This window comes from Mucilaginibacter sp. GW821-FHT07H05 (genome assembly GCF_059418485.1).
In genome coordinates this window covers 436000-449700 of record NZ_JBWKPY010000006.1, presented here as the reverse complement: position 1 = coordinate 449700, position 13701 = coordinate 436000, and the positions used below count along the sequence as shown (strand labels likewise).

The 13701-nt window shown below is 45.1% G+C and carries 10 protein-coding genes; 2 read left to right on the top strand and 8 right to left on the bottom strand.

Annotated elements, in window-relative coordinates; genetic code table 11:
* Positions 1–207 precede the first annotated feature (207 nt).
* Complete coding sequence (locus AC07M6_RS18405; protein WP_494891937.1) at positions 208–2058, top strand: PAS domain-containing sensor histidine kinase; 1851 nt, start codon at positions 208–210, stop codon at positions 2056–2058.
* A gap of 136 nt (positions 2059–2194) precedes the next feature.
* Here the strand turns inward: AC07M6_RS18405 and AC07M6_RS18400 are convergent, their stop codons facing one another.
* Both AC07M6_RS18400 and AC07M6_RS18395 read right to left on the bottom strand, forming a co-directional pair.
* Positions 2195–3001, bottom strand: a complete 807-nt coding sequence (locus tag AC07M6_RS18400; RefSeq protein ID WP_494891935.1) for a YybH family protein — start codon at positions 2999–3001, stop codon at positions 2195–2197.
* A gap of 74 nt (positions 3002–3075) precedes the next feature.
* Positions 3076–3537 carry a VOC family protein gene (locus AC07M6_RS18395; RefSeq protein ID WP_494891933.1) on the bottom strand — a complete coding sequence of 154 codons (462 nt, stop codon included), beginning with the start codon at positions 3535–3537 and terminating at the stop codon, positions 3076–3078.
* A 206-nt stretch (positions 3538–3743) separates the two neighbouring features.
* On the opposite strand from AC07M6_RS18395, the gene AC07M6_RS18390 reads away from it, so the two are divergent.
* Positions 3744–4346, top strand: coding sequence for a YceI family protein (locus tag AC07M6_RS18390; RefSeq protein WP_494891931.1), 603 nt, complete (start codon positions 3744–3746; stop codon positions 4344–4346).
* Positions 4347–4474: 128 nt separating this feature from the next.
* Here the strand turns inward: AC07M6_RS18390 and AC07M6_RS18385 are convergent, their stop codons facing one another.
* The 6 genes from AC07M6_RS18385 to AC07M6_RS18360 all read right to left on the bottom strand — a co-directional run bounded on the left by AC07M6_RS18385 (position 4475) and on the right by AC07M6_RS18360 (position 13689).
* Positions 4475–4762: a hypothetical protein gene (locus tag AC07M6_RS18385; RefSeq protein ID WP_494891929.1), complete on the bottom strand. Its 288-nt coding sequence runs from the start codon at positions 4760–4762 to the stop codon at positions 4475–4477.
* Positions 4763–4909: 147 nt separating this feature from the next.
* Positions 4910–6973, bottom strand: a complete 2064-nt coding sequence (locus AC07M6_RS18380; RefSeq protein ID WP_494891927.1) for a putative phage tail protein — start codon at positions 6971–6973, stop codon at positions 4910–4912.
* A 72-nt stretch (positions 6974–7045) separates the two neighbouring features.
* Complete coding sequence (locus AC07M6_RS18375; RefSeq protein WP_494891925.1) at positions 7046–8932, bottom strand: beta-L-arabinofuranosidase domain-containing protein; 1887 nt, start codon at positions 8930–8932, stop codon at positions 7046–7048.
* Between the two features lie 35 nt (positions 8933–8967).
* On the bottom strand, positions 8968–10986 hold the full coding sequence (locus AC07M6_RS18370; RefSeq protein ID WP_494891976.1) for a sialate O-acetylesterase: 2019 nt from the start codon (positions 10984–10986) through the stop codon (positions 8968–8970).
* A complete protein-coding gene (locus AC07M6_RS18365; protein ID WP_494891923.1) occupies positions 10973–12505 on the bottom strand; it encodes a glycoside hydrolase family 28 protein in 1533 nt (510 codons plus the stop codon). Before AC07M6_RS18365 ends, AC07M6_RS18370 begins: the two co-directional genes overlap by 14 nt.
* Before the next feature lie 44 nt (positions 12506–12549).
* The gene (locus AC07M6_RS18360) at positions 12550–13689 is read right to left on the bottom strand and encodes a FecR family protein (protein ID WP_494891921.1); all 1140 of its coding nucleotides are present in this window, start codon (positions 13687–13689) and stop codon (positions 12550–12552) included.
* Positions 13690–13701: the final 12 nt, after the last annotated feature.

The following is a 13701-nucleotide window of genomic DNA, read 5'->3' as shown; positions in this document are numbered from 1 at the left end:
ACTACATGAGTATATTTAAGATAATACTATCTCTTTATGCAATTTTGATTTACTTTTTAATTAATATCGCTATATGCTTTACATTTTAAAACCGGTATTCGCATCGCCCTTTTTTAATGTACCGAACTAATTAATACCGGATATCGTAAAAAAGTACAAACTACGGTATTAACCCAATCCGCTCAGCAAGTCGCCGAATAACACAAAATGGAATACACCCAGCAGGAATTAATGAGTTTTTTTAACGCTACTGATGATGTCTTCTTATCTGTTGACCCGGCTAATTCACGGTTGATCCGCATATCAAAATCCTGCGAAAAACTATATGGTTATACCACTGCCGATTTTTTAAACAACTACCAGCTTTTGTTTGATCTGATACATCCGGAAGATCAGCATATAGCGGCCGGTGAAACCCCTGCCCTACAACGTGGTGAGCAGGTAAACAACCAGTACCGCATTATCCGCAAGGATAATACCATCCGCTGGATAGAGAAAAAAATGATCCCCAACCTTGATGAAACCCACGCAGTGACGGGGATAAACGGCATCATCCGCGATGTTACCGAACATAAGGAAGCTGAAGAAAAACTAAAACACAGCGAGGCGCAATACCGGCAGATTGTTGAAAACGCCCAGGAAGGGATCTGGACAATTGACGAACATGATAAAACCAATTTTGTAAATAAAAAAATATGCGATATCCTGGGTTATACCCCCGAAGAAATGATGGGTAAAGAGCTTTTTGACTTTATGGATGAAGCGGGCAAAATTTATGCTATTGAATGCATGGAGCGAAGAAGGCGGGGCGCGAAGGAAAACCTGGATATCAGGTATATGACCAAAACAGGCAATACCGTATGGACAAATATATCGGCCAACCCTATTTTTGACGACAAGGGAACATACAAAGGGTCGCTGGCCATGATCACTGATATTACGCAGCGTAAACAAGATGAAGAGGCCCTTAAAATATCCGAAGCCAACCTGCGCACCCTGTTTAACAATACCGATTCATCGTACATATTGCTTAATGACCAACTGGAAATAGTTTCTTTCAACGGCCTGGCACAAACCTACTCCGAAACGGTAAATAATAAACTGCTGGAGATTAATAAACCTATAAAAGATTATTTTCCCGAACAACATTTGCTGTTTATCAACGATGTGATTGAACGGTTAAAAAGCGAAGGCAGTGTTGAATATGAATTAAGCTTTATTGATAACGGCGTGGCAAAATGGCACCATGTGCGCTGGCTCACCGTAAAAAATCTTGACGACAGGAACTGGGGGTTTATACTGGCCAATAAGGATATTACCGAAGCCAAACTGGCGGCGCTTGAGCGCGAAAGGATCACGACCGACCTGATCCAGCAAAATAAGGACCTGGAGCAGTTTACTTATATTATTTCGCACAACCTGCGGGCGCCTGTTGCCAATATTATGGGTTTAGCCGAACTGCTGACCATCCCCACCACCCAGCCGGTACCGAAGGACGAGGTGTTTGAAATGGTATCAGCATCTATAAAGAACCTGGATACCGTTATACGCGACCTGAACCATATTTTACAGGTTAGGACGCCGATGAATGAGAAAAAGGAAATAGTTTCCTTTAAAAATGTAGTATCGAGCATTGATGCCAGTATTTTAAACAAAGTAATTAAAGAGCAGGTAGAATTAGATTACGATTTTGATGAAGTTGATTCCATGTATACCATCCGCAGTTACCTGTATAGTATTTTTTACAACCTGATATCAAACAGTATTAAATTCCGCAAGCCGGATACCCCTGCGCACATCAGCATTAAAAGTTACCAGTATAAGTTAAACGATAAAATAGAACTGCGCTTTAAGGATAATGGCAAAGGTATTGACCTGGCCAAAAACACATCAAACCTGTTTGGGCTGTACAAGCGATTTGATACCAGTACCGAGGGTAAAGGCATGGGCCTGTTTATGGTAAAAACACAGGTAGAGGCTTTGGGCGGCACCATCAGCATTAACAGCAAACTGGGCGAAGGGACGGAGTTTGTGATACAATTTGGGCTGTCGGAATAGTTTAGGATTTTAACCACAGAGGGCGCGGAGGTTTTCACAGAGAACACAGAGCCCTATCTAAATTTCTAATTTAAAACGCTGTGTCCTTTGTGCTTCCTTTTCTGTGCCCTCTGTGGTTAAATCATCACCCCATCTCCTACCACAACAGCACTTGCAAAATAATCTTCCAGCCGGCGCTGGTTTGCTTCCAAACGCGCAGATAGCTCTCCGTTTTGTGGTTATAATCTACACTGCCGTAAACATAAGCCAGGTCTTTAGCAGCCGAGATGCCGCCGCCAATGGGTTTCATTACTAATCCGGCCGGGATAAGGGCAATGGCCTGCTCATGCTGAGCCGCGCTTGTAAATGGCAGTGCCCCTTGCATATTCAGCCAGCTATCGGCCGTTAAAGCCTCGTTAAATGCCGCCTTACCCAGCCGGTCATATTTTTCAATAAATTGCTGGTCTACCGCCATCGCATCGCTCAGATCCTTGCCTGCTGTAATGCCCGGCTTACTGGTTTTTATTCGGGGTGATTGATATGCAGGTTTTGGCAGGCCGTAACCCATATCTACAATATTCTTCCACTCGCCATTAGCGCCCTTACGCCAAACCGAAGTAAATATACCGGATGCCATTGCAGTATCCTGCATACTCTTTTTAAACTGCCAGGGCCCGGTAGTAAACCCAAGCTCGCCCGATGCTGCTATTCCTGCAAAAGCGGGTTCCCATAAAAGCTTAGCCGGGTTAACGGGCCTGGGTTTCCAGTCGTCAATGGCATTTACGGGCTTACCGGCCTTAAACACCAGGCCATCGGCCGCCATAAAATTAAGGAAGGCATCGCGGGTATTATGCTCCTGCGAATAAGCCGCGAAAGCCTTTTCGGCATTAATCACCTCTTGTACATTTTGGGCCTTCGCACCCAAAACCAGGCCGCATAGTATAATGGAAAGGTACTTTTTCATGATGCTAAAATAAGGTTAGCAACAGTTATGGCTATCACCCTTTAAGGGGTAAATATACCGGGTGCTACCAGGTATTACTTTGCATCGTTCACCTCCAGCCAATGCCCGTCCGGGTCCTGGAAATAAATCTGCTTTACGCCGTCTACCCTGGCGGTGATCTGCCCAACTATCCCGGCAACATTTTCGAACTGGATATTTTGAGCTTTAAGCTCCTTTACAAAAACTTCAACCGAGGGCACACTGAAACACAGATGTTCGTTCTTGGCAAAAACACCTTTAACTTTTGCACCTTCTATAACGTGGAATGCAGTGCCGTTGCCCAGGTTAAACCAGGTATGCTTATTATCGTTAAACGGGTTAGCTATAATTTCCAGGTTAAACAAACTTTTATAAAAGTCGGTAGCCTTTTTTAGGTCGGCCACATAAATGGCAACATGGTTTAAAGCAGCAACCGGCTTCTTTTCGGTTTGTGCCATGGTTTTTTGGGGCGGGCATGCCAAAGCTGCAACTAAAACAAACAGGGCTAATATTTTCATGATCATAAAAGGTTTATACCAGCAAGATGGGAAAATATTTTGAATATCAAGATGAGTGCCTGATTGCCGCCTGATAATATCAAAGTATTGAGCTTATTTAAGCTGCACCGGTTGAATTTACAAAGTTTACAATTTTATTTACAATGTTTATCATAACCGGCTTGCAACAGATGGGTAGGTTTGTCTCTTCAAAATTAGATGACGTTATGATCAAAAAACCTGCAATTGCCCTGTTACTGGCCCTGTTTCAATTTGTTGCTTATGGGCAGCAAACGTATCAGCTGAACGTTAAAAAAAGCAAAATTTTATGGAATACCCGGCAAACAATGGGCGCCCATTTCGGCTCCCTGCTTTTTAACTCCGGCACCCTGAATTATTCGACCGCGGGCGAACCTTCGGACGGCTCGTTCAGCATGGATATGAACAGCATGAGGAGCGCCGATCATGCCGATGCTGCGGCCAACCAAAAAGTAGATAAAGAGTTAAGGACCCCGGGATTTTTTGATGTGCCGCGGTATCCCGAGGCTACTATGAACGTTAAACATATTGCCCGGATTGGTAATACAACAACCTATAAAGTGGCGGGAGAGCTGACCATAAAGGGGATTACCAATCCCATTGAATTTACGTCGGCTATAAAGCAACAAGGTAATACCATTTATGTAACCGCTCAGCTCGATATACACCGCCTGAAGTGGAACATTGACCTGCAAGCCCAACCCAAAGCATGGGATTTTGTTTCGGCCTTAAAAAACCAGGTTATTGCCGACGAGATCCAGATCTCGTTAAACCTGGTGTTTAATAAGTAGCATACTATAGTCTGAACAAGTGCGGCCTTAACTGCGCGTTACATTTTATATCATCAATTATTGTCAAATCATTTACTCAATAGCATGTTAATATGAGATGATGTATTTTCTTTTTTAATGCTGAATGACTACTCTTTATTCGTCTTTAAATAGTTTGCATAATCAGAATAGGGTTCATTCATCCTGGCGTTCGGCTTAAGATAGAGCAAGCCCTTCTGATTATCGAGTATCATGTTAAAGTGATTCAGCAGCTCATTGCCGAACAACGTAACTCTTCTTACCGGATCATTCGGGTCGGCGGCATTGGTTACGATATCTTTGATGGTCACACCCCCGACGGTCGCGTCGAGCCTTACAACCTTTCGTTTGTCGGGCAGCACGGTTAATGGCTGCAGCTTCTTCCAGTTATCCTTCAATTTGAATAACCGATTCAGAGAATTAATTGCCGATTAAAAATCAGTTATCTTCTTCGGTAAAGTGCCTGTTTGCAGGTAGGCACCATTTGAAAAAGCACGACCGGGGCTTATCACATTTCAGCCGGTCGTGCTTCTTAACGATGCTTTTTAGTTTAAAGTTACCGCTGTCCAGGTACCGGGTGATCCGCCTGTGGTACATATCCACATATATGGATTCCCGCTTGACGGATTAGTATTGATAATCTTGTCATTTTTGCTCCAGGCACCCACTGTTGGCGTGGTGGTTGCCCAGCAGGTTACCGAACCACTGCTGTCTTCCAGGATCTTTTCGGCCAGAAACAGTGTATCTACTCCCCCGGCAGTGCGGCTTTGCCATACATTGCCTACCACATGAAGGCCAGCATCAATTACTGCCGTAGAAAGGACGCCCGCGTCTACATACATATTGTAAGAAGCGGTAGCCGTTCCCCGGTAATAGCGGATGTTACAGTCAGACCGTTCAATGCCAGAACTGCCTCCCCCCAATAAAAGTACTGCATTGCCTCCGTTAGTTACCGCAACCGATTTTTCGGTTGCGTCGTCGTTCCTGCCGATTAGGCGCACAGGATCTGCCAAAAATTGTGCTGTATAATAATAAGTGCCGGTTGCGGCTTTCCAGATCATATTCCCGTCGGTGGCTATGTTTGTGATGATATTAGTGCTTACCGTAGGGAGTTTTCGCTGGTTTTGCCCGGAAAATGATCCGTCAATGATATCGCACGATACGGACAGGTTCTTATTAGATTTATTAAACATAGCATAGGGTGTGCCGTTAATATTGATCTTCGTCCCGGTATAAATCCTGAAATTAATGTTTGTACCAAAGATAGAGCGATATACACCATTAAACTTCAGATTTACTTTGGTATTTGCAGATATATCCGCTTGTTCGGTGGTGTAGGTTTCATCTTTCTGATACATGAACAAAACATGGTTCAGAATTACTGGCGACATCTCATAAGTATCGGCATTAATAGTGATAGGGATAGTTCCGGGTTTTACCCAGTGATAAATATTTTCCAGGATACAGCAGCTGGCATTGATAGTAATGCTGCCGTACGCTTCCTGGTGTACATTATACAATTTTTGATTGCCAGATTTTCCCAGGAAAATGTTTCCGTTGATAATGTTTGATATGGTGCAGCCATTTAAGCCGTTACCGGTCAGAACGCTTAGCGCGGTACTTGCTGACGAAGGGAACGCCATGTGGATCTTATCAACCACCCTGCCATCACCCAGGTTTCCGGTTTCAATGGCATATGCCGTGGCATCTTGTTTCAGCAGGATATCTATATCACTGATATAGGCAAAATCGATATACTCGTTGGAGATGGATACATGGCGCCCCAGTCGTTCCCCGCGGATAAAAGAAATATGATAAGGTGCATGGCACCTGATGCCATGCATGCTGCTCACATTGTTAGGACTATTGTTCAGGTGGAACCCTTTAACAAAAAAATCTGCCATTTTGGGGTTTGAAACCGTCCAGGTAGTTCCGTTTACGGTATTGATCAGGAAAATGTAACCGCTGATAAATGTTCCTCCGGTTGCCGGTACGATCTGAGTGCTGAACCCATCTACACTGACACCGTATGGAATTAATATAGACGAAGTGACTTTATAAACACCGTTAGTTTGCATCCTTACAATTCCGCCAAATGGGCAGGCATTAATAGCAGCCTGCATGGTTGTCGTGTCGTCTGCAATACCGTTCCCCGCCACACCGAACCATGATGCGTAAACAATATCTTTATTATAAATCCGCTTAAAACGGTATGTGCCGGAAACCACAACTAAGCCAGTATTATCTGTACTGGTCGTATCGGCAGCATCATAGTAAAAAAAGCCCTGTTTATCCAATTCGCTTAAGTAATAAAGCGTATCTGCGTCGGGGTTGCTGATTGAACGTAGTTCGGTAAGATTAGCAATATTGACAAAGGTGCCGGGGTCAATATTCGCCGTTCCGGTTAACCCTACCGTAGGTGCGTGCCCCGCCAGGAAAGTAAAGGTATTGCCGGATACATTATAGTCTGTACCTTGTACTTGCAATACGCCTCCATCCCAAACCATGGCCGATGCTGCCGGATCAGGAGTGATATTGGATGAAAAAATGAGATTTGTTCCGTTAACCGTGCCGGTGAACGTAAGAGAAACTGTTACTGGTAATGCCATTGGTTTTGAATAATTTGGTTAGTAATTGGAAGAAAGAAGGATGATTTGCCATTTAGGCAATATTTTTTGTTCTTACGGTTTGATTTTTTTGGGGTCAAGCGGTTCTACAATCCAGGTCTTTAAACGGGTAGCAGCCTGCCAGTCATTGCCAGCCGAGCTGAAATCAGTAAACGGGATCAGCCGCTTACCATCGTTAAGCTCGTGATTACTACCCATCTGAAAAGGAACTTTGAAGGCCATCCACATCCCGGCTGGTTTTCCGGTTTTCATTTCATCCATCGTCCCGGCATTCCTACCAAGCATCGGCACGCCCTCTTCATCAATAAAATCCGCAGAATTAAAACGCGAATCGCGCGCAAGTAACACGGGCCCCCGCTGGATGGCCGCATATCCATCTATCCGCGTTACACGGCCCCTGAGATCGAACCGGAGCGTCACGATATCTCCCTTTTTCCATTCTCTGAAAATGCGGACATATTCACCTGGTTTTGAATACACTTTGCTTCCGTTTACCCGCACCTCCGAAAACGCGCTCCAACCGGGAATACGCAGGTTTAAGGTAAATAGTGAACGTGTATCCGGAGAGACTGTGATCATTACTGAATCAGACTTCGGATAGTCGGTCAATTGGTCGATACGCACATTGGCTGAAGCTATTTTTACGTTTGCTGATGATTTAGCGTACAGGTTAATAAATATAGAGTTTGCTCCACTCATTACCGCTGTAGCTGGAAATTGCACAATGGCACGTGGTCCATTGGCGATACAGCAATTGATTTTCATACCGCACTGATCTTCGCCAAGGGTTCGGTAACCGCTCATGGCTGAATATTTCGCAAAGGAAGATCCGTCCGGGGTCATTGCAGCCAGCAGAGCATTATAATAAGATGTTTCAATATAGTCTGCGTAAACCGGATCACCTGTAATGGTTAATAGTTTATGACATAGCTTCATCCAGGTTTGGGTTACACAGGTTTCCATAGAAAGCAGGCTTGGGCGTACCTGATTTTGCCTTCCTCCATACCAACACTCAATAGATGATGCGCCACCAGCTATGGTAAGTTCCGTCTCTGCTATGCTGCGGGCCGAAAGCACAACGGGTTTCAAATATCTTGAATTACCGGTGACCCGGTAGAGCTCAAGCATTCCATCATAGCACGACATCATTTCATAAGCCTTTTCACCGTTATTCCATGACCACCAATTAGCGGCCTGCGGAAAACGCTTTCCTACAGGGATACCGGCTAACGCTTTTTCAATCAGTTGCGGCGCTTCGGGTGTTTCTATCTGCTCAACAATGTATTCTGCAAATTTCAGGTAACGGGGATCTTTTGTACGGTTATACAGCAATACAATTGGTTCCAGCACACTACAACTCGGCATTCCGCGATACAAGCCGGTTTTAACAATATTCACTTTTCCGGGACCCACTACAGAAATCAGGTAATCGGCCAGTTTAACAGCTGCACGCAAAGCGTTTTTTTTGCCGGTTAAATCATAGCAGGCCAACAGGCCCAGCATGGTATATTTCTGTCCCCATATATCCCAGTGTTGTAAACGGCTGGTATCGGCATAATTCCCAATGTAACCGTCCCTCGACTGGGATGCTATTATGCCTTCTGCCGAGCGATCGATTTTCTGTTTCAAGGTTGCGTTTTCTTCATATTGATACGCCGTTATGGCGGAAAGCACCCATTTCCCCCAAAACTCTGTTTGCCAGAATTTGCTTTCGTTTCGTAAATAAAATGGCCGTACCAACTCATCTGCATCTTGTGCCGCAATGCGATGTGCCATGCACAGATCGATCCTGGTTCCAATATATCCGCCTACCTGCATCTGGCCCGGGCTAAGGGCAATCATAGAATCCTGAACCGCAGTCGGCGCTTTTCCTTGTGCCACCAATGTCGACTGAAACGAGGTTAGCAGCAACATGGCAATTGATAATCTAAAGATATTCATTGGGCTTAATTGGTTAATTTTCATCACTTGTAGTATTACCGGAAATCATCCGTTCTGAAGGGTGCGGCTGGAAAACCATTCTTATTATAAAGATTAACTGTTCCGGGGTTGGCGTCAAAAGCATAACGGATATAGGCAGGCTCAGGCACCGCGGGTGAAGAAACAATCACCGAATTCCCTGATATCCTCGCCGAAGCAGGATAAAATACTCCGTCTGTACCCGCTATCCTAAAAGCCCGCACTTCCCCATGCCCGTCATTTGTGCAAAGCCCGTCGTAACAATCATCAAAACTGATGATCAATTCGTTCTTTTGTTTTTCAAATGAACGGTAAACTGGCCCGCCCGCTACCACTCCATTAAGATGATAAACAAGTTTTTTGGCACGTGCAGCAAGTCGCCCGCCAACGGTATGCTTGTTTGTAGGATGGATATTCAGCGGATCACCTACATCGATAGAAACTGCCAGCCCCGCGTTATCTGTTTCAGCAACTACTTTACGCTGTGCTTCCTGAACTACCGCCCAGGGGGCTGGTTTTTGGCTATTCGCGCTAATTGGGCCCCATGGCGGCAATTGCACAATAAGAAAAGGGAGCTTCGGGTCATGCCAAACAGTCCTCCAGTTTATGATCAGGCTGCGCAACAGGGCTGCATAATCCCAACATCTCGGGGCAGTGCTATTATCTTCGCCCTGATACCAGATCACGCCTTTAAGGTGCATTGGCGATAAGGGGGCAATCATGCCATTATATACCAGGGTAGGGGTTTGATGTTCAAAAAGGTCAACCATCACTTTGGGGCCGAGCATGCCAACGCTATCAGCCGTCATGCCTTGTTTGTATTCCCAAATTCCTTTTAACGGGATGGTATCCTTTCGTGACGCTGACAAGAGCATAGGGTCTGCTATCGGTTGGAAACCAGATTGCGACGTTTCATTAAACGTGTATACAACAATTTCATTTTCTCCCCTATGCAGCAGTGATGCGGGAATCCTGAATCTGGAATCGCTCCAGTTATTAAGTTGTTTACCGATTAATTTTCCGTTAACAAAGGCCAGGGCTGCATAATTAATGCGGCCCAAATACACTTCTACGCTGTCGGTAAACCCGGCCGGTAAGTTTACCCCCCGGCGGTACCAGGTAATGCCTTTTTTTGCAGCGGGTTTTTGCTCTTCTAAATAGCCGGGTACTATGATGCTTTTCCAACCAGTGTCAAAAAAAGCAGCCTGCCTGTTAAGGTTGGAATCGGCGGTGAGGACTGCGGCTTGATAAAAACGTTGTTCCCATTTTCGGCTAATCTCCTGGTTTGCAGTTCTCGTTTTTTCAATAAAGTCAGGGCTAAGCGAGTTAATCTTTGCCTGGAGAGCGGGAAAGGCACCGAAGCCATCTTTACCTAAAAAAGTTTCGAGCGGCGAACCGCCCCAGGATGCATGAACAATGGCAACGGGAACATGAATATCCCTGATAATTTGTTTTGCAAAAAAGTAGGCCACTGCCGGAAACTCCTTTAACGACTCCGCGTTGCATGTTTTCCAAACCGAAGGCTTAATATCGGCCTGTGGCATCACAGCCGATGCCCTTTTAACATTAAGCACCCGGAGTTGCGGAAGCTCGCAATCGCCAAGTTCCCGGGCGAAAGTATTCTCCTCGATCATGCGGAAATTCATATTGCTTTGACCGCTGCAAAGCCATACGTCGCCAAAAAGCACATCCTTGATTATAATGGTCTGACCAGCCGAATGTAATTCTATTTGATACGGGCCACCGGCAGGAACTGCCGGGAGCATGATTTGCCATTTTCCATCGTCTCCAACCTTTCCCTGCATCCGTTTATGCCTGAATACCAGCTGTATGCGCTCTCCTTTGGTCCCCCAACCCCAAATGCTGACCGGCTGATCCCGTTGTAAAACCATATGGTCGCCAAAATAATTAGGGAGCGTAATAGCCGCCCGGCAATAAGCAGCTGTAAAAAGAGCAAGAATGGTAAAGCAAAACAGGTAACGTTTGTACATGATAACGTAATTATTAAAAAGTATTAAATAGCTATCGAACAACATCTTCACTATTGGTAATCTTGTATTCAGGCAGCCCATCGCCAACAGTTATAAGATTTGAAAATTGAATATTCCGGCAATAATTCAGTGTTATCTTGCTGCTGGCGGGGATCTTTATATGGTCGAAAAAAACATTTTCGGTATAATGCTGTCTGTCCGGGAATCCGTCTATCGCAATCACTGGCTTTTTTAGCGAGATTGCCCGCGTCATATCAAGGTTAATAAAGCGGATATTCTCGAACTTCGGTAAGGCGGGGGCCGCTTCTCCATCGCTGTTATAATTAATCGTCGTCTCCAGATTGATGCGGTAAAGGCTGCAATCCTTCACGGTCACATTCCGCACATATCCGCCACGGTCTTTTCTGGATTTGATCTGAAGGCCAGAATTGAGGTTACCAATCTCACAATCGGTAATCAGCACGTTTTCAACCCCTCCGGACATTTCGCTTCCAATTGCCAGGCTAAGCCCTTTCAAAAAATTACAATCAGAAATACGTACGTTCTTTGTTGGTATGTTGATCTGGTTACCCTGGGGGTTTTTGCCCGACTTAATTGCAATGCAGTCGTCGCCGGTAGAAAATGTACAATTGAAGATATAGGAGTCTGAGGACGAATCAGGATCGATCCCGTCACCGTTGATAACCGTGCTGGTGATACTGAGGTCGTGACAGGAAATGTTCTGACTGTAGATATAATGCAGTGTCCAGCAATGCGAATCTTCCAGTTGGAGCCCCTGGACATTAACGTTCTTAGCATTAACAATACATATCAGCCGTCCGCGGCTTCTGATCCCGCGGCCTTTTGTCATGGCTTCACCCAGGTTCGCCCCTCCGCCCACAATTTTCCCTTCGCCCCGAATGCTTACATTCGAGGTAAACAAAGGCCGCTGATGATCAAGAACGCCTACATTGATCAGGCTGGCATAGGTTTCCAGTTCCCATCCTTCAAAACGGCTTTTCACCGCCGGTAAATAACCCGATACATCGGAAGTAGCTTTCAGCACACCATGCCGTTTGATCAGCAGTGTCATATTACTTTTTAGATAAATAGCGCCACTGATGAAGGTACCGGGAGGGATAATAACTATGCCACCGGAAGGACAGGCGTTAATGGCTTTCTGTATCGCTTTGGTGTTATCAAAAATACCGTCACCGTGCGCACCAAAAGCCAAAACGTTCAACTGTTTACCGACAGGTTTAGTCTTTACACGAAGGGGCTGGCTTGCCGCGGATAAATGCCCGGCAGCATCAATTGCCCGCACCCGGAATGTATAACTTGCCGATGGTGACAAGCCGCTTATTGTATAATTTGCTTTCTTTGAAGTGCCAACCCGATTGCTGCCCTGGTAGATCGCATATCCTTTAACATTGTCAGCATCGGCAGGTTTATCCCAAAGCAGGGTTATGGTATGAGACGTTTCGGTTTCGGGCGGTGATATCAAGTTGCGCGGTGTTCCAATATCGCCGGAGAAGGTTTTGGAAACAGAGAAAAAAGCAAGGAAAAAAAAGGCGGAATAATTCATAACTCATAGACGGCCCGGTGGTAAAACCGGGTGAACGTTTTGAGTTATTTAAAATGCAGCACCCCGTCTTTCAGGTAAGAAGAAATGCCAGAAGTGGTTTCCAGATTTCTTAAAAATAACTTTACCGGTTTATGCTTGTCTATCGCCCCGGTAAAGGTCTGTTCTTTTAAATAGTCGCTGTCAAATTTCACGGTAATATCGAACCAGCGGTTAAGTATATGAGAGATCTCGGCCAGGTCCGCATTATGAAAATAGACAATACCTTGTCTCCAGGAAAGAACACTTTCCTCATCAAAAGGATGGCGGCTGAAGCCTTTGGACTGATTAAACTCCGCCTCGAAGCCTGGTTTCAATAGTACTTGTTGTTCGCCCGACCAGGTTTTGACCGACCCTTCCACAAGTGCAGTTGTAATATTGTTTTGATCGTAAGCATTAACATTGAAAGAGGTACCAAGCACCTGTACCGTTGTTTGTTCGGTATGCACAATAAACGGCTTTGCCGGGTTTTTAGCAACTTCGAAATAGGCTTCGCCAGTCAGGTAAACTTCTCTTTTTGTATTAGAGAAAGCGAATGGAAATTTCAATGACGATGCAGAATTAAGCCAAACCATAGTGCCGTCTGATAACACGATCTTGTAATCGGAAATTGTGGGTACGGTTAAAACGTTCCAGGCAAGGGCTTCATCTCCGGCACTGGTGTAAGCCAGACTATGATCGGCAATCTTGAGATTAGCCACTGTTGTTTGAACAGTACGTGACTGTCTTCCGGATAGATCGACCTTGTTGCCATTTGCCAGGGTAAGTTCAACTCCCGCCTTGCCTTTTATAGCTACTTTGGGAGCGCCTCCGTTGATTTCAGTTTTTTGATTAAGCAAAAAAATCACACCGAATACCAATAAAATACTTGCAGCAGCAGAAATTGCGTGCCATGGTTTTAGCCGGAGCCGATGCGCTCCCCGATCCTCAAGTTTTTCCTGTAAGGCATTCCATGCTTTTGATTCATCTAAAGATTTTAAAAAAACATCTCCTCTTGAAGCTTGCAATTGTTGCATGTCCTGCCAGGCTGCACCGATATCAGCGCGTTCATTAATCAGTTTATTTACATAGGCCTCCTCTTCGGGGCTTAGCTTACCGGTAAGTTTCTCAACTAAGAGTTGGTGAATGTTCTGATCGTTATAATCCATTGCGAAAATATG

Coding starts and splice junctions, on each gene's coding strand:
- AC07M6_RS18395 (WP_494891933.1), bottom strand. CDS start 3,537: ATGAAAATATTAGCCCTGTTTGTTTTAGTTGCAGCTTTGGCATGCCCG.
- AC07M6_RS18405 (WP_494891937.1), top strand. CDS start 208: ATGGAATACACCCAGCAGGAATTAATGAGTTTTTTTAACGCTACTGAT.
- AC07M6_RS18400 (WP_494891935.1), bottom strand. CDS start 3,001: ATGAAAAAGTACCTTTCCATTATACTATGCGGCCTGGTTTTGGGTGCG.
- AC07M6_RS18370 (WP_494891976.1), bottom strand. CDS start 10,986: ATGTTGTTCGATAGCTATTTAATACTTTTTAATAATTACGTTATCATG.
- AC07M6_RS18380 (WP_494891927.1), bottom strand. CDS start 6,973: ATGGCATTACCAGTAACAGTTTCTCTTACGTTCACCGGCACGGTTAAC.
- AC07M6_RS18375 (WP_494891925.1), bottom strand. CDS start 8,932: ATGAATATCTTTAGATTATCAATTGCCATGTTGCTGCTAACCTCGTTT.
- AC07M6_RS18365 (WP_494891923.1), bottom strand. CDS start 12,505: ATGAATTATTCCGCCTTTTTTTTCCTTGCTTTTTTCTCTGTTTCCAAA.
- AC07M6_RS18390 (WP_494891931.1), top strand. CDS start 3,744: ATGATCAAAAAACCTGCAATTGCCCTGTTACTGGCCCTGTTTCAATTT.
- AC07M6_RS18360 (WP_494891921.1), bottom strand. CDS start 13,689: ATGGATTATAACGATCAGAACATTCACCAACTCTTAGTTGAGAAACTT.